Annotated in this window: 20 protein-coding genes; 11 read left to right on the top strand and 9 right to left on the bottom strand. The window is 71.3% G+C overall.

Annotated features, from left to right (window positions below; all coding sequences use genetic code 11):
- Positions 1-28: 28 nt before the first annotated feature.
- Complete coding sequence (locus ACH442_RS17385; protein WP_396339030.1) at positions 29-1,030, top strand: SDR family oxidoreductase; 1,002 nt, start codon at positions 29-31, stop codon at positions 1,028-1,030.
- Between the two features lie 396 nt (positions 1,031-1,426).
- Here the strand turns inward: ACH442_RS17385 and ACH442_RS17390 are convergent, their stop codons facing one another.
- From ACH442_RS17390 to fdxA, 4 genes are read right to left on the bottom strand one after another with little or no spacing between them, the layout of a single operon-like run.
- The gene (locus ACH442_RS17390) at positions 1,427-2,674 is read right to left on the bottom strand and encodes a DUF4407 domain-containing protein (protein WP_396339031.1); all 1,248 of its coding nucleotides are present in this window, start codon (positions 2,672-2,674) and stop codon (positions 1,427-1,429) included.
- A 44-nt stretch (positions 2,675-2,718) separates the two neighbouring features.
- Positions 2,719-3,375, bottom strand: coding sequence for an SIMPL domain-containing protein (locus tag ACH442_RS17395; protein ID WP_396339032.1), 657 nt, complete (start codon positions 3,373-3,375; stop codon positions 2,719-2,721).
- The gene (gene dapC / locus ACH442_RS17400) at positions 3,375-4,472 is read right to left on the bottom strand and encodes a succinyldiaminopimelate transaminase (protein ID WP_396339365.1); all 1,098 of its coding nucleotides are present in this window, start codon (positions 4,470-4,472) and stop codon (positions 3,375-3,377) included. Before dapC ends, ACH442_RS17395 begins: the two co-directional genes overlap by 1 nt.
- Complete coding sequence (gene fdxA / locus ACH442_RS17405) at positions 4,469-4,795, bottom strand: ferredoxin (RefSeq protein ID WP_378068459.1); 327 nt, start codon at positions 4,793-4,795, stop codon at positions 4,469-4,471. Before fdxA ends, dapC begins: the two co-directional genes overlap by 4 nt.
- 82 nt (positions 4,796-4,877) lie before the next feature.
- Here fdxA and ACH442_RS17410 point away from each other — a divergent pair, with 82 nt between their 5' ends.
- On the top strand, positions 4,878-5,837 hold the full coding sequence (locus ACH442_RS17410) for a GNAT family N-acetyltransferase (protein ID WP_396339034.1): 960 nt from the start codon (positions 4,878-4,880) through the stop codon (positions 5,835-5,837).
- 1 nt (position 5,838) lies between these two features.
- On the opposite strand, the gene ACH442_RS17415 is transcribed toward ACH442_RS17410, so the two are convergent.
- From ACH442_RS17415 to mshB, 3 genes are all read right to left on the bottom strand, one after another.
- The gene (locus tag ACH442_RS17415) at positions 5,839-6,306 is read right to left on the bottom strand and encodes a hypothetical protein (RefSeq protein WP_396339035.1); all 468 of its coding nucleotides are present in this window, start codon (positions 6,304-6,306) and stop codon (positions 5,839-5,841) included.
- 240 nt (positions 6,307-6,546) lie between these two features.
- Entirely contained in the window at positions 6,547-7,023 is a 477-nt protein-coding gene (locus tag ACH442_RS17420; RefSeq protein ID WP_396339037.1) for a hypothetical protein, read from the bottom strand.
- The gene (mshB, locus tag ACH442_RS17425) at positions 7,020-7,913 is read right to left on the bottom strand and encodes an N-acetyl-1-D-myo-inositol-2-amino-2-deoxy-alpha-D-glucopyranoside deacetylase (RefSeq protein WP_396339038.1); all 894 of its coding nucleotides are present in this window, start codon (positions 7,911-7,913) and stop codon (positions 7,020-7,022) included. Before mshB ends, ACH442_RS17420 begins: the two co-directional genes overlap by 4 nt.
- A 153-nt stretch (positions 7,914-8,066) precedes the next feature.
- Here mshB and ACH442_RS17430 point away from each other — a divergent pair, with 153 nt between their 5' ends.
- The 7 genes from ACH442_RS17430 (at position 8,067) to ACH442_RS17460 (ending at position 17,527) form a co-directional block, all read left to right on the top strand.
- Positions 8,067-9,821, top strand: coding sequence for a prolyl oligopeptidase family serine peptidase (locus ACH442_RS17430; protein WP_396339366.1), 1,755 nt, complete (start codon positions 8,067-8,069; stop codon positions 9,819-9,821).
- A 114-nt stretch (positions 9,822-9,935) separates the two neighbouring features.
- Positions 9,936-11,363 carry a TldD/PmbA family protein gene (locus ACH442_RS17435; RefSeq protein ID WP_396339039.1) on the top strand — a complete coding sequence of 476 codons (1,428 nt, stop codon included), beginning with the start codon at positions 9,936-9,938 and terminating at the stop codon, positions 11,361-11,363.
- Positions 11,364-11,436: 73 nt separating this feature from the next.
- Positions 11,437-12,870: a TldD/PmbA family protein gene (locus ACH442_RS17440; RefSeq protein ID WP_396339040.1), complete on the top strand. Its 1,434-nt coding sequence runs from the start codon at positions 11,437-11,439 to the stop codon at positions 12,868-12,870.
- Positions 12,871-13,077: 207 nt separating this feature from the next.
- Positions 13,078-13,869, top strand: a complete 792-nt coding sequence (locus tag ACH442_RS17445) for a hypothetical protein (RefSeq protein WP_396339041.1) — start codon at positions 13,078-13,080, stop codon at positions 13,867-13,869.
- Between the two features lie 12 nt (positions 13,870-13,881).
- Positions 13,882-15,771, top strand: a complete 1,890-nt coding sequence (locus ACH442_RS17450) for a fumarate reductase/succinate dehydrogenase flavoprotein subunit (protein ID WP_396339042.1) — start codon at positions 13,882-13,884, stop codon at positions 15,769-15,771.
- Positions 15,768-16,772, top strand: a complete 1,005-nt coding sequence (locus tag ACH442_RS17455; protein WP_396339043.1) for a succinate dehydrogenase/fumarate reductase iron-sulfur subunit — start codon at positions 15,768-15,770, stop codon at positions 16,770-16,772. The genes ACH442_RS17450 and ACH442_RS17455 overlap by 4 nt, the downstream gene beginning before the upstream one ends.
- Before the next feature lie 185 nt (positions 16,773-16,957).
- On the top strand, positions 16,958-17,527 hold the full coding sequence (locus ACH442_RS17460; RefSeq protein ID WP_396339044.1) for a GNAT family N-acetyltransferase: 570 nt from the start codon (positions 16,958-16,960) through the stop codon (positions 17,525-17,527).
- A 12-nt stretch (positions 17,528-17,539) separates the two neighbouring features.
- Here the strand turns inward: ACH442_RS17460 and ACH442_RS17465 are convergent, their stop codons facing one another.
- Positions 17,540-18,064, bottom strand: a complete 525-nt coding sequence (locus ACH442_RS17465) for a GNAT family N-acetyltransferase (RefSeq protein WP_396339045.1) — start codon at positions 18,062-18,064, stop codon at positions 17,540-17,542.
- Between the two features lie 44 nt (positions 18,065-18,108).
- A complete protein-coding gene (locus tag ACH442_RS17470; RefSeq protein WP_396339046.1) occupies positions 18,109-18,843 on the bottom strand; it encodes a TetR/AcrR family transcriptional regulator in 735 nt (244 codons plus the stop codon).
- Between the two features lie 86 nt (positions 18,844-18,929).
- Here ACH442_RS17470 and ACH442_RS17475 point away from each other — a divergent pair, with 86 nt between their 5' ends.
- Entirely contained in the window at positions 18,930-20,426 is a 1,497-nt protein-coding gene (locus tag ACH442_RS17475; RefSeq protein ID WP_396339047.1) for an MFS transporter, read from the top strand.
- On the top strand, positions 20,423-21,055 hold the full coding sequence (locus ACH442_RS17480; RefSeq protein WP_396339048.1) for an alpha-ketoglutarate-dependent dioxygenase AlkB: 633 nt from the start codon (positions 20,423-20,425) through the stop codon (positions 21,053-21,055). Before ACH442_RS17475 ends, ACH442_RS17480 begins: the two co-directional genes overlap by 4 nt.
- The last annotated feature ends 107 nt before the right edge of the window (positions 21,056-21,162 follow it).

Below are 21,162 nucleotides of genomic sequence, written 5' to 3' on the forward strand. Positions count from 1 at the left end.
CCGCCGGATCCTGGTCATTCCTTCTGTCATGACCAGGATTTCGGTAGTGACCGGCGCGAGTGGCGGGATCGGGCGGGCGGTGGCCCGGCGACTGGCGGCCCGGGGTGACACCGTCGCCCTGCTGGCCCGCGGTGAAGAGGGGTTGGAAGGGGCGGCCGAGGACGTCCGCCGGGCCGGCGGCACCGCGCTGCCGATCGAGGTGGACGTGGCCGACTATCAGGCCGTGGACGCCGCCGCGGAACGGGTGGAGAAGGAACTCGGGCCGATCGGGCTCTGGGTCAACAACGCCTTCTCCAGTGTCTTCGCGCCGTTCATGGAGATGGAGATGCCCGAGTTCGCGCGGACCACCGAGGTCAGCTACCTGGGGTACGTCTACGGCACGCGGGCCGCGCTGGCCCGGATGCGGACCCGCGACCAGGGGGCGATCGTGCAGGTCGGGTCGGCGCTGGCGTATCGCGGGATCCCGCTGCAGAGCGCGTACTGCGGGGCTAAGCACGCGATCCAGGGGTTCACCGAGTCGCTGCGGGTCGAGCTGCTGCACGCCAAGAGCAACGTGCACGTGACAATGGTGCAGATGCCGGCGGTGAACACCCCGCAGTTCGGCTGGGTGCTGTCGCGGCTGCCGCGCAAGGCGCAGCCGGTGCCGCCGATCTACCAGCCGGAGGTGGCGGCGCGGGCCGTGGAGTACGCGGCCGACCACCCGAAACGGCGGGAGTACTGGGTGGGCGGGTCGACCGCGCTGACCCTCGCCGCGAACGCGGTCGCGCCCGGCATCCTGGACCGCTATCTGGCGCGGACCGGCTTCAAGGGTCAGCAGACCGACGAGCCGCGTCCCGCGGACCAGCCGCAGAACCTGTGGGAGCCGGCCGACGGGCCGCAGGGGGAGGACCAGGGCGCGCACGGCAGCTTCGACGACAAGGCGCACTCGCGGAGCCTGCAGCTGTGGGCGTCCCAGCACCACGGCCTGCTCGCCGCGGTCGGTGGCGGTCTGGCCGCGGCCGGCGCCGCCTGGGCCTTCAACCGCCGCTGACCGCGCACGCCGCCGGCCGCTCACGCGCGCTGGCGATCACTCCGGCCGGCCGCGGCTCGCTCTTTCCGGCTGGTTCCCACCGTGGTTGTTCGTGCCCCATGACCACGGTGGGAACCAGCCGGGACCGGGGACGCGGCAGCAACAGTGACGAACCGTCTGGCTCGCGGGCTCCGACGTGCGGGGCTGTGCGGCCGACGGGCGGCTGAGACCGGACCTGTGCCCGGGGCGGGCGGCGTGGACGGGTTCGGTGCTCTGAGCGGGACCACCCACGGACGCCGCCCTTGCGGGCCTCGCGTTCAGGGCCGGCCACGGCCCTGCGAGGCCCGGAAGGGTCCCCGCGGGAGCGACGATCTGGACCACAGCGGAGCTGGGACAGAAGGCTCTTGAAGTTGATCTTCAGGCTTCTATGCGGTCGCGCCAGAAGCGGCGTTCCAACTCGGCCGGGTCGACGACGACGGCGGTGTGCAGGACGGCTCGGGCGCGTTCGGTCGCGGCGTGGGCGAGCTGGACGTCGTGGCTGGCGGCTTCGATGCCGTCGGCGACGACCTTCGCGGTGGCGTCGCCGTAGGTGCGGGCGTCGTGCACCTCACGCTCGTGGATCAGCGCGGCCTCGTGCTCACGTAGTCGCGCGGCGCGGGCCTCGTTGCGCTCATAGGCGTTGCCGCGGGACGCGAACTTGAGGCCGATCGCCGCGCAGTCGAGCGCCACCAGCAACAACGCGATGCCGAGGTAGTAGAGGCCGACGCCCCAGAAGTCCGCGGTGATCATGTGCCACATCGCGGCGGTCCGCGCGCCGAAGCCGGAGTCGCCACGCACCGCGACCGCGTTGGCGGCACGCTCGGTACTGACCAGCGCGGTCAGGCGGGACTGCTCATCGGCTCGCGCGGCGCGTTCGGAACGCTGGTCGCGCTGCAGGTCAGCGGCCTGCCGGTCGAGCGCGGCGGCCTGATCGTCGAGGGCGCGGGAGCGGCGGACCAGGTTGTCACAGTAACCGTCGCGTGGGCAGCCGGGACTGTGAGTGACGCCGGATCCCGCCGAGTCGGCCAAGGCCTGGCGATAGAGGGTACGGGCATCCCGGCGCTTGCCCGCCGCCCGGTCACTGAGCGTGCGGACGGCCGCGTCGTCGTCCTTCGTCGCCTGCCGCAATTCGGCCAGCCGCGCCTGGTAGCCCGCAACCGCACCACCCTCGTCGAGCCGACTGAGCTGATCGCTGTGCGCGACCGCGAGCCGCGCGTCGATCTCGCCGCGATAGCGCGCCAACATCAGCGGCTCGGTCACCACCACCGCGAAGAGCAGCGCCAGCCCGAGCCGGCCCAGGTAGAGCCCGAGCGTCGGCGGGCGCAGCAGGTGGCGGGGGTCGGTGGAGTCCAGGTACTCGTAGCTGATCGCGACCCGGCCGACGACCGCGCGGTCGTACGCGACCACGCCGATCGCCACGAGCGGGCCGACCAGCCACTGGTACCAGGGATGGCGATAACCGCTGCTGGCGTCGACGAACGCCGCGCCGCCGATCGTCGCGTAGAGGAAGTAGAGCAGGATGAAGACGCCGATCGAGCGGTAGAGCACACGATCCGAATGCGTCGTCACGCTGCGCGGATTCACGTTCGCCACCCGCAGCAGCAGGTGCCCGAGGCCCGTGCGCATGCGGTCGAGTCTGGTCGAAGTGACCGCCGCCCGGGCGCGAATCGTCAGATCGGGAGGGTGGGCTCGCTGATCGTGACGGTCACTTTCACCGTGGCCTGCACGAGCTGCAACTCCGGCTCCAGTTCCAGTTCCAGGGCCTGAGTCTCACCGGTGGCGCCTTTCGACCGCATCATGGCCCCACCGGCACCGGCCCGGAACCCGCCGTCGGACAGCGAGTCGGTGATCTCGACCAGCCGCTCGATCCGGGCGCCGACCGCGGCGGCGTACTCCGCCGCCTTCGCCAGCGCGTCGGCGACCGCGGCCTGCCGCACGCCGGCGCCGGCCCGGCTGTCCGCCCGCATCCGCCACCACGGCCCGTGCACACTGGTCAGCTCCTCCGCGCCGAGTTTCAGCATGAGGTCGCCGAGCACGGTGAAGTCGGTGACGATCACATCGATGCCGATGCTGCCGTGGTAGGCCAGCACTTCTTCGCCACGCCGCTTCATCTGCGGACGGATGTGCAGGCCGGCCGACTCACGCCGCTCGATCGCGGCGTCGAACTGGTCGAGCACGACCCCGATCGCCGCCGACCGCTGAGTGAGCCGTTCCAGCACCGACTCCCGACTGCGGCCCTTCGACTCCGACCGCACGCTGACGACGGCCTGCTCGGGCTGCACCTCGCGGACGGCGTCACCGGTAGCGACGACGATCGCCTCGGCCATCAGAAACCCTCGGCCAGACGGTCGGCGGCCGCGGCCACCCGCTCGTCGGTCGCGGTCAGCGCCACCCGCACGTGCTGGGCCGCGGCCGGGCCGTAGAACGCACCCGGAGCAGCGAGAATGCCCCGCTGAGCGAGCCGGTCGACGGTCTGCCAGCAGTCCTCACCCCGGGTCGCCCACAGGTAGAGACCGGCCTCCGAGTGGCTGATCTCGAAACCGGCCTTGAGCAGGGCGGCCCGCAGGGTGTCCCGGCGAGCCGCGTACCGCGCGCGCTGCTCGGCCACGTGCGTCTCGTCCTCCAGCGCCGCGACCATCGCCGCCTGCACCGGGGCCGGCGGGATCATGCCGGCGTGCTTGCGCACCGCGAGCAGCTCACCGATCAGGGCCGGGTCGCCGCCGACGAAACCGGCCCGGTAGCCGGCCAGGTTGGACCGCTTGGAGAGCGAGTGCACGGCCAGCACGCCGGTGTAGTCGCCCCCGGTCACCTCGTCGGCGAGCACCGACACCGGCTCGGACTCCCAGCCGAGTGACAGATAACACTCGTCACTGACCACGATCGCGTCGCGCTCGCGGGCCCAGGCGACCACCTTGCGCAGGTGCTCGGCGGGCAGGACCTTACCGGTCGGGTTGGACGGCGAGTTGATCCAGACCAGTTTCACCCGCGCCGGGCCGACCGCGGTGAGCGAGTCGGACCGGATCACCGTGGCACCGGCGAGGCGCACCCCCACCTCGTACGTCGGGTAGCAGACCTGCGGGATCACCACCTTGTCGCCGGGACCGACGCCGAGCAGCGTGGGCAGCCACGCGACCAGCTCCTTGGAGCCGATCGTGGGCAGCACCCCGAGCTCACCGGAGGCGCGGCAGGCACGGGCCAGCCACCCGGCGATCGCGGCCCGCAGCTGCGGCGTGCCGGCGGTCAACGGGTAGCCGGGCGTGTCGGAGGCCTCGACGAGGGCCCGCCGGACGACCTCGGGAACCGGGTCGACCGGCGTGCCGACGGAGAGGTCGACGATGCCGTCCGGGTGGGAGGCGGCGAGGGTCTTCGCCGGCTCCAGCAGGTCCCAGGGGAAATCCGGCAGGGCCGACGACAGAGCGCTCAGTGTGCGTCCCCGCGGGGCGGCTGCGCGATCACGAACGGCGTGTCCTTGTCGATCTTGCCGACCTTGGACGCGCCGCCGGGCGAGCCCAGGTCCTCGAAGAACTCGTAGTTCGCGTTCGTGTAGTCCTTCCACTGCTCCGGGACGTCGTCTTCGTAGAAGATCGCCTCGACGGGGCAGACGGGCTCGCACGCACCGCAGTCCACGCACTCATCGGGGTGGATGTAGAGCATCCGGTTGCCCTCGTAGATGCAGTCGACCGGGCATTCCTCGATGCATGCCTTGTCAAGAACATCGACGCAGGGCTCAGCGATGATGTAGGTCACGGGTCTTTCCCTTCAAAGCCACGCCGCGTGGACCGCCGACGACAAATGCAGAGCCTAGTATTCCCGCCGAAGGAGGTAATACGTGCTCCGACAGCAGGATGTGGGACACCGGGTGGTGGTACGGCGAATTGTAGGCGTATCCGGGGATCGCCCGCTGTACACGGATGCCCTGGGCGAGCTCGTCGACCTCACCGAGACGGAACTCACCATCGCCACCGACAAGGGCACCCTGCGCGTGCCGCTGCGCGAGGTGCACCGGGCCAAGCGGGTGCCGCCCGCGAGCCGCCCGAGTGCCGCCGCGGTGATCGCCCTGGAACTGGCCGCCGACGAGGCCTGGCCGGCGCCGGTACGGGCGAAGCTGGGCAACTGGCTGCTGCGCGCGGCCGAGAACTGGACCGGCCGGGCGAACTCCGCCCTCGCGGCCGGCGACCCGGACCGTCCGCTGGCGGCGGCGATCGACGCCGTCGAGAAGTGGTACGCCGACCACGGCCAGCGCCCGCTGATCAACGCGCCGATGCCGCTGGCCTCACCGGTCAACGCGATGCTCGACGAGCGCGGCTGGTCGGCGCGTCCGCTGACGCTGGTGCAGACCGCGGCACTGGCCCCGATCCTGGCCACCGCCGGGCGCGGGGACCTGCCGCCGGTCGACCTGGCCGACTCGCCCGGTGACGACTGGTACGCGATGGTCGCCGAGCACAAGGGCACGTTGCCGTCCGCGGCGATCCGGGTGCTCACGGGCGTACCGGAAAAGGTTTTCGCGCATGTCCGGGACGCCGACGGCGACCTGATCGCGATCGCGCGCGGTGCGGTCACCGGCCCGGATCGCTGGCTGGGGATCTCGCTGCTCCAGACCGCCCCGGCGATGCGGCGGCGCGGCCTGGGACAGCACGTCGTGCGCGGGATCGCCCAGTGGGCCGGGCAGCACGGGGCGACCCGCGCCTACCTCCAGGTGGAGGAGCGGAACACGCCCGCGGTGGCGCTTTACGGCCGGCTCGGCTTCAGCACCCACCACACCTACCTGACCAGGGAGGCGCCGCGCTGACTCAGCGGCGGACGACGCGGCGCGGCCTCGTCGTCTTCGCCCGGGTGTAGGCCTGCAGCGAGCGGGAACGGAAGTCCTTCGCGAGCATCACGGCGATCCAGTAACCGATCACCGTGCCGACGATCGCGCAGCCGGCGTAGAGCCAGACCTGCGCGAAGAAGTCGCCGCTGCCGTTCGCGAACGGCTCGCTGCCGCTCAGGAACGGTCCGGCCAGGACGGTCAGCAGCATCCCGCCGAGCGCACCGAAGCCGACGTCGGGCAACCAGTCGCTGGGCCGGCGGCGCTGGCACCAGACGAACGTGAGCGCGCCCAGCACGAGCGCGACCAGCCCGAACATCACCATCGAGCCGCGGCCCTGAGCGGTGTCCGTGCTGTCGAATCCGATGCGGACGACCAGCCTGGTCACCGCGTTGATCGCGAACAGGGCGACCGCCAGCACCGTGATCCGGAACCAGCGCTGCTGCCTCATCAGTCCTCCCGGGGAACGTCTCGTGGCCGGGATCGTAGCGCCCGGGAAACCCGCGGGGCTCGATCTCCCGGTCATCTTCGCGGATGGTGCGCGACAGTTCCTGGAGCGGGGCTGTGAGTCAGCTGAGAGTCAGCTCTTCTTGACGGATCTCATGATCGTTCGGCCCTCCTGATAGGTCATGATCATTCGGCCCTCTTGATGGGTTTCATGATCATTCGGCCCTCTTGATGGGTTTCATGATCATTCGGCCCTCTTGATGGGTTTCATGATCATTCGGTACGCGTGGACGGCGAACGCGAGGCTGCCGACCAGGATCATCACGAGGGCGACCCAGTTGTCCGCGCCGAGCAGATAGTCCCCCTCGGTGGTCTTGGTACCGGCCGCGCCCAGGATCAGCAGCGTCCACAACGCCCACGGGACACCGATCGCCCAGCTGCGCGCGATCGTGGTGGTGGCGAACCAGGCCAGCGCCAGGTTCGCCCCGATCGTCACCGGGATGGCCAGGCCGACCAGCGCACCGGTGCCCTCCCAGATCGCGAGGTCGCCGTGGAACAGGCCGGTGACGCCGCCGACGCGCAGGACGCTGAGCTCCAGCTCGACCACCGTGACCACCACGGTGGCGACGATGCTGACCAGGATGCCGCCGGCCCGCACCAGGACGTCGTTGCCCGGCGCGGCCTTCTGCTCCTCCTCGACGGGCACCTCGGTCACCGTCATCTGTCCAGGTCCAGGCCGGCGAACAGGTCGCTCTCCCACTTGTGCGGGCCCTCGCCGGGGCCGCGCTCACCCTTGACGAGCGTGTAGTACTCCACACCCATGAACTCGCCGCCGAAGTCGCCGGCCATCCCGTACAGCCAGGAGTTGTCGGGGATCTGGGTGGCGTGGGCCCGCATCGCGGCGGTCTTCCTCGCGTAGTACTCAGTGCCGTCGATGCGGGCGGCGATCTCCTCGTCGGGCGTGCCGAACGGCAGGTCCTCGACGGTGTCGACGTCGGCGAACGGGTTGCTCTCCGACTCCTTGAACGCCTCCATGCCGTCGCGCAGGACGCTCAGCGGCTGGGCCGTCCAGTAGATCTTGGCCGGACCGTCCGCACCGGCCAGCTCGGCGGCGCGCATCGCGACCCGGTGCGCCTGGATGTGGTCGGGGTGACCGTAGAACCCGTTCTCGTCATAGGTGATCATGACCTGGGGACGGATCTCCCGCATGATCTCGACCAGGTGCGCGGCGGCCTCGTCCAGGTCGGCGCCCCAGAACGCGCGGGGGTGCTTGTTCGTCTCCAGGCCCATCATGCCGGAATCGCGATAACGCCCCGGGCCGCCCAGCATGCGCCGGTCGGTGACGCCGAGCGCGTCACAGGCCCGCTCCCACTCGACCAGGCGCCAGCCGCCGAGCTGGTCGGCCTCGGCCGCGGCCAGCTGGGACAGGGCCGGGACGTGGATCTCCCCCTCCTCACCGAGGGTGCAGGTCACCAGCGTCACGTGGGCGCCGGCGGAGACGTAGTGCGCCATGGTCGCGCCGGTCCCGATGACCTCGTCGTCGGGATGGGCGTGCACCAGCAGAAGGCGGCGGGCGGGCAGCGAATCGGATGCGGTCCGGTCGAGCGTCACGGCGGATACTGTACGCGCGACCACCGACAGGTTCGCCCGACGAGCCCACCGTTTACCCGGCGGAAGCCCACGTTGATCAGCGATGCTGAGGTCGTGGACTACCCCGGACTCGCCGCGCGCACCGGCGGCTTCAGCCACGGCGCGCCCCGTGCCGTGACGGTCGGCGCCGACGGGGCGCGGGTCGCCTTCCTGCGCTCGTCGGGCCCCTTCGACCCGGAGGCCGCGCTCTGGGTCCTCGACGTGGTCACCGGCACGGAGCATCTCGTGGCGCCGGGGCCGATCACGACGTACGCGGTGGATCGTGACGCCCGGGTCGCCGCCTTCGCCCGCGGTGGCCGGCTGTTCCGCGCCGACCTGACCGCCGGTGCGGTGACCGCGGTCCCGACCACAGGTCCGGTGTACGACCCGCGCCCCGACCCGCAGGGCGTCCGGACCGGATACGTGACCGACCCGGCGGCCTCGGCGTCGCTGCGGTTCACCGGGCCGGACGGGGACCGGCTGCTCGCCGGCGAACCGGGCAACGCGTGGCGCGAGCACGGCGGCACGATCGCCTGGGGCCTGGCCGGCGCCGGCGCGGCACCGTTCGGGCGGACCCGCGGCTGGTGGTGGTCCCCGGACGGGAACCAGGTGCTGGCCGTGCGCACCGCCGGGACGACCAGCCTGCACCTGCTCGACCTGGACGACGGCTGGGTCGACGTGCACTGGGACCGGGAGACGTACCCGCACCTGGCCCAGGTCCGCTGGTCCGGCGGCGGTCCGCTGATCACCGTGCTGCGCCGGATGCAGCAGCACGGCCTGGTGCTCTCGGTCGACCCGCGGACCGGCGAGACCCAGGTGCACGCGGAACTCGCCGACGCCCGCTGGGTCGAACCGATCCCGGGCACGCCCCGCCACCTGCCGGACGGCCGGGTGCTGGTCGGCGGCGAACTGGCCCACGACGGGTTCGACGCGCGCTGCCTCTTCGCCGACGGCAGCCTGCTCACCCCGCCCGGCCTCTACGTGCGGCGGGTGGCCGGCACACTGCCCCGCGCGGACGGGCCGGCCGGGACAGCGGACCTGATCGTCGAGGGCAGCCTCGGTGACCCGGCCGAGCGGGAGGTGTTCCGGGTGCGTACGTCGCTGGGCGGCGGGGGCCCGGAGGTGACCCGGCTGACCGCGCTCACCGGGACCACGCTGGTGACCGGTGGGGACGTACTGGTCGCGGACGACGAGGTGTGGCGGGGTGACCGGCGGATCGGGACGTTGCGGTCGTTGCGCGCGGCGGAGCCGTACCGCCCGGAGCCGGTCCTGGAGCGGGTCACCGATCGGCGTCTGCCGGCCGCCGTGCTCTACCCCACCGGTTTCGTCGGGGGCGCGCTTCCCGTTCTGCTCACCCTCGGCGACGGTCCGGGATTTCAGGAGGTACGGGCTGAGCCGCACGCCTGGCAGGAACGGCAGTGGTGGGCCGACGCCGGGTTCGCCGTGGTCAGCATCGACCCGCGAGGCACGCCCGGGGTCGCGCCCAGCTTCGAGAAGGCGGTCCACCGGCGGCTCGCCGACCTGGTCCTGGCCGACCTGGTGGACGCGCTGCGAGCCCTCACCGGCAAGCACCCCGACCTCGACCTGAACCGGGTCGCGGCGCGTGGCCGCGGGCTCGGCGGCTGGCTCGCCGCGCTGGCCGCGCTGCGCCGGCCGGAGGTGTTCCGCTGCGCGACGGCCCGGGAGCCGGTGCTGGACTGGACCACGCTGCCCCGGCCGATCGCCGAGCGGTACCTGGGTGATCCGGCCGACTCGGCGCACGTCTACCACAACCACGACCTGACCGTTGAGCTGGCCGAGGCGGGCGCGGACGGGCCGGTGCTGCTGGCCGGCCCGGAGACCGGGCTGCCCGGCGAACTCGCGTGGATACAGCGGCAGTTGGCGTCCTGACCGGGTTTTGTCGCACCGGGCCCATAGGGTCGACCACATGAGGGAGCTTGCGACCCAATCATCGGGCTCAGTTGATTACTCATCCCGGCGCCGTAGCGAAGCGGAGGTGCCGGCATGAGCCACTTCGATGAGGCGGGTGCGGCGGTTCAGGCCGCGCTCGACGCCGGTGCCCGCTATGCGGACGCCCGTGTCATGGTCTGCCGCACCGAGTCGATGTCGGCCCGCAACGGGTCCGTCGAGGATCTCGGCTCCGACGAGAGTGCCGGTCTGGGCGTGCGCGCCCTGGTCGGCTCGAGTTGGGGCTTCTACGCCGTGCCCGATCTCTCCGAGCCGTCGGCCCGCGCCGCCGGCCGCCGCGCCGCGCAGATCGCCGCGGCCAGCGCTCAGGTGTCCGGCCCGCCGGTCGAGCTGATGGCCTCGGCGCCGGTGACCGCGAGCTGGGCCAGCGAGTGCGCGATCGACCCGCTGTCGGTCCCGCTCTCCGACAAGGGCGACCTGCTGGTCCGGGCCACCACCGCGGCCAAGGAAGCGGGCGCCGACCTGGCCCAGGCCGGCTATGCGATCTGGGACACCCACAAGTGGTTCGTCTCCAGCGAGGGCCACCGCATCGACCAGCACATCCGGGAGTGCGGCGGCGGGGTGACGGCCAACGCGATCGGCGACGGCGAGGTCCAGCGCCGGTCCCTGCCGGGGCAGTACGGGACGCGCGGCTGGGAGCTGGTCGAGGAACTGGACCTGGTCGGCAACGCGCCGCGGCTCGCGCAGGAGGCGCGGGAGCTGCTCACCGCGCCGCTCTGCCCGTCCGGCGAGACCACCCTGATCCTCGGCGGCTCGCAGCTCGCGCTGCAGATCCACGAGTCGGTGGGGCACGCGATCGAGCTGGACCGGATCCTCGGCTGGGAGGCCGCGTTCGCCGGCACCAGCTGGCTGGACCTGAACCGGCTCGGCGAGCTGCGCTACGGGTCGGAGCTGATGAACATCACCATCGACCCGAGCTTCCCGGGCGCGCTGGGCAGCTTCGGCTTCGACGACGAGGGCACCCCGGCCGCGAAACGGCACGCGGTCCGCGACGGCATCTGGGTCGGTGTGCTGGCCGGGCGGGACTCGGCCGCGGTCGCCGGGCTGGACTACGCCGGCAGTGTCCGCTCCGACGGCTGGGCCCGGCTGCCGATGGTCCGGATGACCAACGTGGGCCTGGAACCGGGGCCGCACACCCTCGACGAGATCATCGCCGCTACCGACGACGGTGTGTTCATGGAGACCAACCGCTCCTGGTCGATCGACGACCGCCGGCTGAACTTCCAGTTCGGCTGCGAGATCGGCTACGAGATCAAGAACGGGAAGCGGGGCCGGATGCTGCGCAACCCGACCTACACCGGGATCGGCCCGAAGTTCTGGCAGTCGATGGACATGCTCTCGTCCGAGACGGTTGCCTGGGGCACGCCGAACTGCGGTAAGGGACAGCCCGGCCAGGTCGGGCACACCGGGCACCCGGCGGCGCCGGCCCGGTTCACCGACGTCCGGGTGGGGGTGCGGGCATGAGCGAGCTTGCGAGCGGATCATCAGGCCCCGTCGAGAACTCGTGGCGACGCCGGAGCGCAGCGGAGGTGGCGGCATGAGCGCCGAACTGCAGACGGCCGCGAAAGTGGTCGAGCTGGTGCGGGAGTTGGCCGGGCGGGCCGCCGAGGCCGAGGTGAACGTGCGGCACCGCGCGCTGGCGCTGACCCGGTTCGCCAACTCGGCGATCCACCAGAACGTGGCCGAGGCGACCACGGGGGTCCGGCTACGGCTGCACCTGGACGGCCGGACAGCGACCGGCTCCACCACGATGACCAGTGTGGACGGTCTGCGTTCGCTGGTCGAGCGGACCCTGGCCGCGGCCCGGGTCACCCCGCCCGACCCGGGCTGGGCGGGGCTGGCGCTGCCCGCCGCGCTGCACATCTCGGCCGGGCACCCGGGCTCCGGCGAGCACTCCGGGCTGGCCTTCGGCTTCGACGAGGCGACGGCCCGGGCCACCCCGGCCGAGCGGGCCGAGCGGGTCCGCGCGTTCGTCGACGCGGCCGGTGGCCTGGAGACCGCGGGCTACTGCCGGACGGAGTACGTGTCGGCCGCCTTCGCGAACACCGCCGGTCAGGCCGTAGACGGCCGGACGGCCGAGGCTGCGATGGACGGCATCGCGCGCAACCAGGGCGCCGACGGCGTGGCCCGGCTGGCCGCGGCGAGGCTCGCCGACCTCGACGGGGCGGCGCTGGGTGCCCGGGCCGCGGCCAAGGCGCGCGCCGCGGCCGGCCCGATCGAACTCCCCCCGGGGGAGTACGAGGTGGTCCTGGAGCCCACCGCGGTCGCCGACCTGCTGCAGAACTTCTCGGTCTTCGGGTTCAACGGGAAGTCGTACGCGCAGAAGCAGTCCTTCGCCGAGCCAGGCAAGGAGCAGTTCGACCCGTCGGTGACCATCGTGGACGATCCGCTGGGCAGCCGCGGCGAGCCGGCCCCCGGCCTGCCGTTCGACGACGAGGGCACTCCGGCGCGGTCGCTGGTGCTGGTGCGGGACGGGGTCACCCAGGCGGTGACCCATGACCGGACGTCGGCGGCCGAGGCCGGCGCCGAGTCGACCGGGCACGCCGCGGCCACCTCGCGGTCGTGGGGCGCGTTCCCGGCTCATCTGCGCCTGGAGGCCGGCCCGGCGCCGGCCACGGGCATTCCGGGTGAGCCGGCCGCGGTCGTCGAGTCGGCCCGCCCGTTCGTCGCGCACCTGCGCCGCGGCCTGCTGGTCACCGACCTCTGGTACACGCGGGTGCTGGACCCGAAGACGCTGGTCGTGACCGGCCTGACCCGCAACGGCGTGTGGCTGGTGGAGGACGGCGAGATCACCCGCCCGGTGGGGAATCTGCGCTTCACCCAGTCCTACCCGCAGGCGCTGGGCCCGGGCCGGGTGCTCGGCATCGGCGCCGAGTCGGTGCTGCTGCCGGATTCCTGGGGCGGCGCTCACTACGCCTCACCGGCGCTGCACCTCGCGTCCTGGAAGTTCACCGGCAACGCCTCCGGGTGATCCACTAGCCCATCGGTGATCGTCTTTGCGGACCGGGATGATGTTTTTGTGACCTATCTGGCATCCCCGGTCCGCAAAGTGTCCGACCTTCGGCGTAACGTGTGCTCCACATCACCGTCGCGCGAGGACGGCTGACCGTGGGCACCCGTGTGTCCGCTTCCGGTCGGGCTCGCGCAGCACCTGGCGCGGCACCGGCAGGGAGATGACATGACGACCACGGCATCGAGGCCCGGCGCGGGACGAGTCCGTGCGGCGATCTCGGCGCGGACACTCCGGACCGATCGGTGGTGGCTGGCGCCGCTGATCACGTTTCTCGGGCTGAGCGCCTGGGTGGCGTATGCGACGGTCCGGGTGTTCCTGCACAAGTGGTTCTATGTGGAGGACTACCACTACCTCACGCCGTTCTACTCACCGTGCATCACCGACCGGTGCGGCGACGCGGCCGAGTTCGGCACTCCCCTGCCGAGCTTCTGGCTGATCCCGGAGGCGGCCTTCACGCTGCCGTTCCTGCTGCTCTTCCGGTTGACCTGCTACTACTACCGGAAGGCGTACTACCGGGCCTTCTGGTTGTCGCCGCCGGCCTGCGCGGTGCCGGACGGGCACAAGACCTACACCGGCGAGACGCGCTTCCCGCTGGTCTTCCAGAACGCGCACCGGTACGCGTTCTACGCCGCGTTCCTGATCTCGGTCATCAACACCTGGGACGCGGTCCGGGCGCAGGCCACCGGCCTCGGCCTCGGCAACGTGATCCTCTGGGTCAACGTGATCATGCTGTGGGCGTACACGTTGTCCTGCCACTCCTGCCGGCACATCGCCGGCGGGCGGCTCAAGCACTTCTCCAAGCACCCGGTGCGGTACCGGTTCTGGACGTTCGTGTCCAAGCTGAACACCCGGCACATGCAGCTGGCCTGGATCACCCTCGGGACGCTGGCGCTGACCGATTTCTACATCATGGCGCTCTCCGCCGGATGGTTCTCCGACCTGCGGCTGATCGGCTAGGAGGCAGCGACGATGACGACCACTACCGAGCGGCACCTGTACGACGTCGTCGTGATCGGCGCGGGCGGTGCCGGGCTGCGCGCGGCGATCGAGGCACGACTGGCCGGCAAGAAGACCGCGATCATCTCCAAGTCGCTGTTCGGCAAGGCGCACACGGTGATGGCCGAGGGCGGCGCGGCGGCCGCGATGGGGAACGTGAACTCGCGCGACAACTGGATGGTGCACTTCCGGGACACCATGCGCGGCGGGAAGTTCCTCAACAACTTCCGGATGGCCGAGCTGCACGCCAAGGAGGCCCCGGAACGCATCTGGGAGCTGGAGACGTACGGGGCGCTGTTCGACCGGACGAAGGACGGCAAGATCTCGCAGCGCAACTTCGGCGGCCACGAATACCCGCGGCTGGCTCACGTCGGTGACCGCACGGGGCTGGAGTTGATCCGTACCCTCCAGCAGAAGATCGTCTCGTTGCAGCAGGAGGACTTCGCCGAGACCGGGAGCTACGACTCACGCATCCGGGTCTTCCAGGAGACCACGATCACCGAGCTGCTGCTCGACGGCGACCGGGTCGCCGGCGCCTTCGGCTACTACCGCGACTCCGGCGACTTCCTGCTCCTCGAGGCACCCGCGGTGGTGCTCGCCACCGGCGGGGTCGGCCGCAGCTACAAGGTCACCTCGAACTCCTGGGAGTACACCGGCGACGGCCACGCCCTGGCCCTGCGCGCCGGCGCGACCCTGATCAACATGGAGTTCCTGCAGTTCCACCCGACCGGCATGGTCTGGCCCCCGAGCGTGAAGGGCATCCTGGTCACCGAGTCGGTCCGGGGCGACGGCGGGGTGCTGCGCAACTCGGAGAACAAGCGGTTCATGTTCGACTACGTCCCCGACGTCTTCCGCAAGCAGTACGCGGAGACCGAGGAAGAAGCCGACCGCTGGTACGCCGACCCCGACAACAATCGCCGGCCGCCCGAACTGCTGCCCCGCGACGAAGTCGCCCGGGCCATCAACAGCGAGGTCAAAGCCGGTCGGGGCAGCCCGGCCGGCGGCGTCTTCCTGGACATCGCCAGCCGCCTCCCGGCCGAACAGATCGTCCGGCGGCTGCCGTCGATGCACCACCAGTTCAAGGAACTGGCCGACGTCGACATCACCAAGGAGCCGATGGAGGTCGGCCCGACCTGCCACTACGTGATGGGCGGCGTCGAGGTCGACCCGGACACCGGCGCGGCGTTCGGCACCGTGCAAGGGCTGTTCGCGGCGGGCGAGGTGTCCGGCGGCATGCACGGCTCCAACCGGCTCGGCGGCAACTCCCTCTCCGACCTGCTCGTCTTCGGCAAGCGCGCCGGCGAGCACGCCGCGGCGTACGTGGACACGCTCGACAAGCGCCCCAAACCGTCCCGGGTGGACGTGGCCGCGGCCACCGAGGTCGCGCTCGCGCCGCTCGTGCGCAGCGGAGGTGAGAACCCGTACCGGCTGCAGCAGGATCTTCAAGCCGTGATGGGTGACCTGGTCGGCATCATCCGGCGCGAGGGCGAACTGACCGACGCGCTCAAGCGTCTGCACGAACTGCGGCTGCGCGTGGCGAACGTCGCGGCCGGCGGCGGCGGGCGGCGTTACAACCCCGGCTGGCACCTCGCCCTCGACCTGCGCAACATGCTGATCGTCTCGGAGTGCACGGCGAAGGCCGCCCTGGAACGCGAGGAGTCGCGCGGCGGCCACACCCGGGAGGACTTCCCGAAGATGAGCCCGGAATGGCGGCGGATCAACCTGGTCTGCTCGCTCGACGAGACCGGCGGGGTGCACCTGGAACGCAAGCCCGTTCCGGCCATGCGGCCCGAGCTGCTCGACCTGTTCGAACGCAGCGAGCTGGCCAAATACCTGACCGACGAGGAGCTGGGGGAAGAGTGAACCGACACTTCCGCGTCTGGCGGGGCGACTCGTCCGGCGGCGACCTGGAGAACTTCGACGTCGAGGTGAACGACGGCGAGGTCGTGCTCGACATCATCCACCGGCTCCAGGCCACCCAGGCGCCCGACCTGGCCTGTCGGTGGAACTGCAAGGCCGGCAAGTGCGGCTCCTGCTCCATGGAGATCAACGGCATGCCCCGGCTGGGCTGCATGACCCGGATGTCCACGTTCACCGAGGACGAGACGATCACGGTCACCCCGCTGCGAACCTTCCCGGTCATCCGCGACCTGGTCACCGACGTCTCCTTCAACTACGAGAAGGCGCGTGAGACCCCCGCTTTCGCCCCGCCGGCCGGCGTCGCCCCCGGGCAGTACCGGATGCAGCAGGTCGACGTCGAGCGCAGCCAGGAATTCCGCAAGTGCATCGAGTGCTACCTCTGCCAGAACACCTGCCACGTGGTCCGCGACCACGAGGAGAACAAGGAATCCTTCTCCGGCCCGCGCTTCTTCATCCGCGCCGCCGAACTCGACATGCACCCGCTGGACGCCCGGGAAGACCGTAAACAGTACGCCCAGCAGAGCCAGGGCCTCGGCTTCTGCAACATCACCAAGTGCTGCACCGAGGTCTGCCCGGAACACATCAAGATCACCGACAACGCGATCATCCCGATGAAGGAGCGCGTCGTGGATCGTCGATACGACCCACTGGTCCGCCTCGGCCGCAAGATCTTCCGCCGGGACCAGCTCGAACAGCCCGAGACCATGGCCCCGTCAACCAGCGAAGGCGTCTCCGGGGTCGGCGCCGGCATGACCTACACCAGCGCACGCCTCCCCGAAGGACCACCGGTCGGCCCGGACGGACGGCTCGACATCGCCGAACTCGCGGCGACGACACAGGGCGGGCCGTCGCCCTTCGGCGAGGACATGGAGTTTCCGCTGCCGCTCGAGCGGGTCAATTACCACCACCCGGAGCCGGAGACACCTCCGCGGTCGCCGTCTTAGGAGCAATTTCCCTGGTACGCAGGGTGGGGTGGAGTGCCGCCGCAACTTCACAACCCACCCTCCCTGGGGGGCCGCCACCTCGAACCATCTTGCCCGGAACGGCCGGTCGGCGCGAGGCGGCCTGTGGACGACCCGCCACTGTGGATAACCGAACGGACCCCCGCCCGGCGACCTAGAGTGCTGGCATGCCGTCCCTCGTCGCACCCGCGCTGCCCACCGGAAAGCTGTCCGCCTCGACTCAGCCGAGCCTCCCCGGCGACGGTCTGCTGCTGCGCCCCTGGCAGGAGTCCGATCGCGCGGCGGTCGTCGCCGCCTACGCCGATCCGGCGATCCAGCGGTGGCACTGCCACACCATGACCGCCGACGAGGCGGCGTCCTGGATCGCCGGTTGGTCCCGGCACTGGCACAACGAGACCGGCGCGAGCTGGGCGATCGTGGACGGCACGGTGGTGGCCGGCCAGGTCGGCCTCCGGCGGGTCGACCTGGTGGAGGGGCTGGCCGCGATCTCCTACTGGGTGCTGCCCGAGTTCCGCGGCCGGCGGATCGCCCCGCGGGCGCTGGCCACGCTGACCGCCTGGTCGTTCGGGCCGCTGGGGCTGCACCGCCTGGAGCTGAGCCACTCGACCGCCAACCAGCCCTCCTGCCGTGTCGCCGAGCGGGCTGGTTATCGGGCCGAGGGGGTGAAGCGTTCCGAGGCCCGGCACGCGGACGGCTGGCACGACATGCACCAGCACGCCCGCCTGGCCGGCGACTGAACCATGCGCGGGTCAGTGCGGGTCGATGGGTGCGGTCGTCTCCGGGGTGAGGAAGAGCTGGGTGATGGTGACGTCGTGCCAGGCGTCGTGCTTCCAGCCGATCCGGGGATGGGTGCCGACGTGCTCGAAGCCGAGCGCGGCGTGCAGGCCGATGCCGGCGTCGTTCGGCAGCGTCGTCTTCGCGACCGCGACCCGGAAGCCACGATCGGTCAGGCGCGGGAGCAGCACCCCGTAGAGCGCACGGCCGGCACCGGTGCGCCGGCGCCCGGCCTGCAGGTAGACGCTGACCTCGCACGACCAGCGGTAGGCGGCGCGGGCGGCGAACGGGCGGGCGTAGGCATAACCGACGACGGCGCCGGCGTCCTCGGCGACCAGCCAGGCGTGGGTCGCGGCGGACTCGGCGATCCGGGCGGCCATCTCCGTTGCCGATGGCGGCTCGGTTTCGAACGTGATCGCGGTGTCCCGCACATACGGCTCGTAGATGGCGGCGCAGGCCTCCGCGTCGTCCGCGGTGGCGTCCCGGATCAGCAGCGGCATGCAGGTACCTTTCGGGTTCGGCGGGCGACTCGTGCCGTACGCCGTCAATGGGCTTTTGATCTTTGGTCGAGCCAGAGGGACAGGCCGTCGAGCAGGCGCTCCAGGCCGAAGGTGAACGACTGCTCCATGACGTGATCGGGGTCGGGGCCGGCAACGCCGTTGAGCCGGCGCCACCGGTCGTAGTGCGGGTAGTCGTCGCCGATCTGCTCGACCAGGGGCGCGATCTGCTCGGCCATCTCGCTCGGACGCAGACCGCTGCGGGCCGCGGCGGCGGTCAGGGCCGACTCGGTCGTCGCGGCACCGAGGGCGTGGGCGTGCAGGAGCGATCCCGCGTACGAGACCTCGACGCCCGTGAAGCCGGCGGCGGTGAGCAGCGCGACGGTCCGGTCACCCATCCGCATCGCGTTCGGCCCCAGGGTCGGACGGGTGCCGAGCTGGCCGAGCACCCACGGGTGCCGCAGCAGCGCGGTGCGCATGCCGTTGGCCAGGATCGACGCGCCGACGCGCCAGTCCGTGTCCCCGGGCTCGGGCACGTAGATCTCGCCGAGCACCTCGTCGACGGCCAGCTCCAGCAGATCGTCCTTGTTCGCCACATACCAATACACCGACGTGGTGCCGGAACCCAGCTTGGTGCCCAGGCGACGCATGCTCAGGCCGGCGGAGCCTTCCGCGTCGAGCAGCTCGATCGCGGCGCGCACGATCTGCTCGCGACTCAGGGTCGGCTGGTCACCGCGGGTGGCGCGGGGCGGATGCGCCCACACCGAGTTCAGTTCGGCCATGGTCAGATCCTAACTTCCCTCGTACGGCGTTCGAGGCTCTGGTACGTTGTACGAGCCCTCGAACACCGTACGAGAGAAGGTGGTCCATGCCTGAGCGCGATCCTCGACGCTGGTTGATCCTCGGTGTGCTGTGCCTGGCGATGCTCGTGGTCGTCATCGACAACATGGTGCTGAACATCGCGATCCCGGCCCTGATCCGTGATCTCAGGGCGAGCACCGCCGAGATCCAGTGGATCATCGATGCGTACATTCTGGTCTTCGCCGGCCTGTTGCTCACCGCCGGCAGCCTCTCCGACCGGCACGGGCGCCGGCGCGGCCTGGTGATCGGGCTGGTCGTCTTCGGTGGCGCGTCCGTGCTGGCCACGCTGTGCCAGACCGCCGGCCAGCTGATCGCGACGCGGGCGCTGATGGGCGTCGGCGCGGCGTTCCTGATGCCGGGCACGCTCTCGATCCTCACCACCGTCTTCGACGACGAGGAGCGGAAGAAGGCGATCGCCATCTGGGGCTCGGTGCTGATGCTCGGCGCGCTCGGCGGCCCCAGCCTCGGCGGGCTGCTCCTGGAGCACTTCTGGTGGGGCTCGGTCTTCTTGATGAACGTTCCGATCGCCGCACTCGGCGTGATCGCCGCGATCGCGATCATCCCGGAGTCGCGCGGCCCGGCCGGCCGGCCCGACGTGATCGGCGCCCTCGCCTCGACGATCGGGATGACCGCGCTGGTCTGGGGCGTGATCTCGGCGCCGAAACAGGGATGGGGTTCCGCGCAGACCCTGGGCGGTTTCGCGGTGGCCGTGATCGCGCTGATCGCCTTCGGCCTTTGGGAGAGGCACACCGAGGAGCCGATGCTGCCGCTCTCGCTCTTCCGCAACCGGAACTTCGCCGGGGCCAGCCTCTCCCTCGTGCTGCTGTCGTTCTCAGCCGGCGGCGTGCTGCTCGCCCTGACGCAGTATGTGCAGTTCGTCCTCGGGTTCCCGCCGCTGCGGGCCGGGTTCGCGTTCGTGCCGATGATCATCAGTGGGCTGATCTTCAACGGGATCGGCGTGGTGATCGACAAGCGGCTCGGCACCCGGGTCGCCCTCACGCTCGGCCTGCTGCTGATGGGTGCCGGGTTCGCGGTGCTGGCGTCGCTCGGGCCGGCCGACGGCTACCTGAAGCTCGCCATCGCCCTGGTCGTGATCGGGGCCGGCAGCGGCACGGCGACACCGGCCGCCGTCGGGACGCTGCTCGGGGCGCTGCCGAAAGAGCGGGCCGGCGTCGGATCCGCGGTCAACGACACCGTGCAGCAGATCGGGACGGCGCTCTCCGTCGCGGTCCTCGGCAGTGTGCTGACCACGGCCTATCGCGCGGCCATGCCGCCGGACGCACCGGCCACGGCCCGCGACTCGATCGGGGACGCACTGCGGATCGGGGACCCGGCGCTCGCGCAGGTCGCGAAGGACTCGTTCGTCGACGCGATCGCCACCACCTCCTGGCTCGGCGTGGCCGGCGGGGTCGCGGCCGCGGTCGTGGCGGCGCTGGTGTTGCGTCCCGGGTTGTCCACAGGGATGGTCGAGGAGGCGAACATCAGTACTAATATTGCGGCATGAGCAGCGCATACCAGCCCTCGATGCTCGACCTGGTGACGGCCGCCGGCCCCACTCTCGAGCCGCTGGCCGGGGCGACCCGGCATCAACTCACCGCCGGCGCCTGGGTCGACGTGCTGCCCGGCTGGCTGCACGGGTCCGACGAGGTCTTCGAGACCCTGCTCGGGATCGACTGGCGAGCCGAGCGGCGGCAGATGTATGACGACGTTGTCGACGTGCCACGGCTGCTGCGATGGTTCCGCGAGGACGAGCGGCTACCGCATCCGGCGCTGACCGAGGCGCGGACAGCGTTGAACGAGCACTATGCGGCCGAGCTCGGTGAGGAGTTCGCGACCGCCGGGATGTGCCTCTACCGGGACGGGCGGGACAGTGTGGCCTGGCACGGAGACACGCTCGGGCGGTCCGCGACCGAGGACACGATGGTGGCGATCGTCTCGGTCGGGTCGCCGCGGAATCTGCTGCTGCGGCCGCGGGCCGGGGAGCACGAGACCTTGCGGTTCCCGCTGGGGCACGGCGACCTGATCGTGATGGGCGGGAGCTGCCAGCGCACCTGGGAACACGCGGTGCCGAAGACGGCTCGGGCGGTCGGGCCGCGGGTCAGTGTCCAGTTCCGGCCGCGCGGGGTGGCCTGAGGTTCGGTGTCCCACGGTGTCGGCCACCGCGCGATGCCGGCCACCCCGCAGTGCTCATCGAAGCCGGCCTTGTATCCGAGCGGCTGCACGACAGGCGGCCGGTCCCC

This window comes from Actinoplanes sp. NPDC020271, assembly GCF_044388125.1.
Classification (GTDB): Bacteria; Actinomycetota; Actinomycetes; order Mycobacteriales; family Micromonosporaceae; genus Actinoplanes.

Excerpts from the sequence above, each read along its gene's own strand:
- ACH442_RS17385 (WP_396339030.1), top strand. The coding sequence starts at position 29 with ATGACCAGGATTTCGGTAGTGACCGGCGCGAGTGGCGGGATCGGGCGG.
- ACH442_RS17390 (WP_396339031.1), bottom strand. The coding sequence starts at position 2,674 with ATGCGCACGGGCCTCGGGCACCTGCTGCTGCGGGTGGCGAACGTGAAT.
- ACH442_RS17395 (WP_396339032.1), bottom strand. The coding sequence starts at position 3,375 with ATGGCCGAGGCGATCGTCGTCGCTACCGGTGACGCCGTCCGCGAGGTG.
- ACH442_RS17415 (WP_396339035.1), bottom strand. The coding sequence starts at position 6,306 with ATGAGGCAGCAGCGCTGGTTCCGGATCACGGTGCTGGCGGTCGCCCTG.
- ACH442_RS17420 (WP_396339037.1), bottom strand. The coding sequence starts at position 7,023 with ATGACGGTGACCGAGGTGCCCGTCGAGGAGGAGCAGAAGGCCGCGCCG.
- ACH442_RS17435 (WP_396339039.1), top strand. The coding sequence starts at position 9,936 with ATGAGCCACTTCGATGAGGCGGGTGCGGCGGTTCAGGCCGCGCTCGAC.
- ACH442_RS17440 (WP_396339040.1), top strand. The coding sequence starts at position 11,437 with ATGAGCGCCGAACTGCAGACGGCCGCGAAAGTGGTCGAGCTGGTGCGG.
- ACH442_RS17445 (WP_396339041.1), top strand. The coding sequence starts at position 13,078 with ATGACGACCACGGCATCGAGGCCCGGCGCGGGACGAGTCCGTGCGGCG.
- ACH442_RS17450 (WP_396339042.1), top strand. The coding sequence starts at position 13,882 with ATGACGACCACTACCGAGCGGCACCTGTACGACGTCGTCGTGATCGGC.
- ACH442_RS17460 (WP_396339044.1), top strand. The coding sequence starts at position 16,958 with ATGCCGTCCCTCGTCGCACCCGCGCTGCCCACCGGAAAGCTGTCCGCC.
- ACH442_RS17465 (WP_396339045.1), bottom strand. The coding sequence starts at position 18,064 with ATGCCGCTGCTGATCCGGGACGCCACCGCGGACGACGCGGAGGCCTGC.
- ACH442_RS17470 (WP_396339046.1), bottom strand. The coding sequence starts at position 18,843 with ATGGCCGAACTGAACTCGGTGTGGGCGCATCCGCCCCGCGCCACCCGC.
- ACH442_RS17475 (WP_396339047.1), top strand. The coding sequence starts at position 18,930 with ATGCCTGAGCGCGATCCTCGACGCTGGTTGATCCTCGGTGTGCTGTGC.
- ACH442_RS17480 (WP_396339048.1), top strand. The coding sequence starts at position 20,423 with ATGAGCAGCGCATACCAGCCCTCGATGCTCGACCTGGTGACGGCCGCC.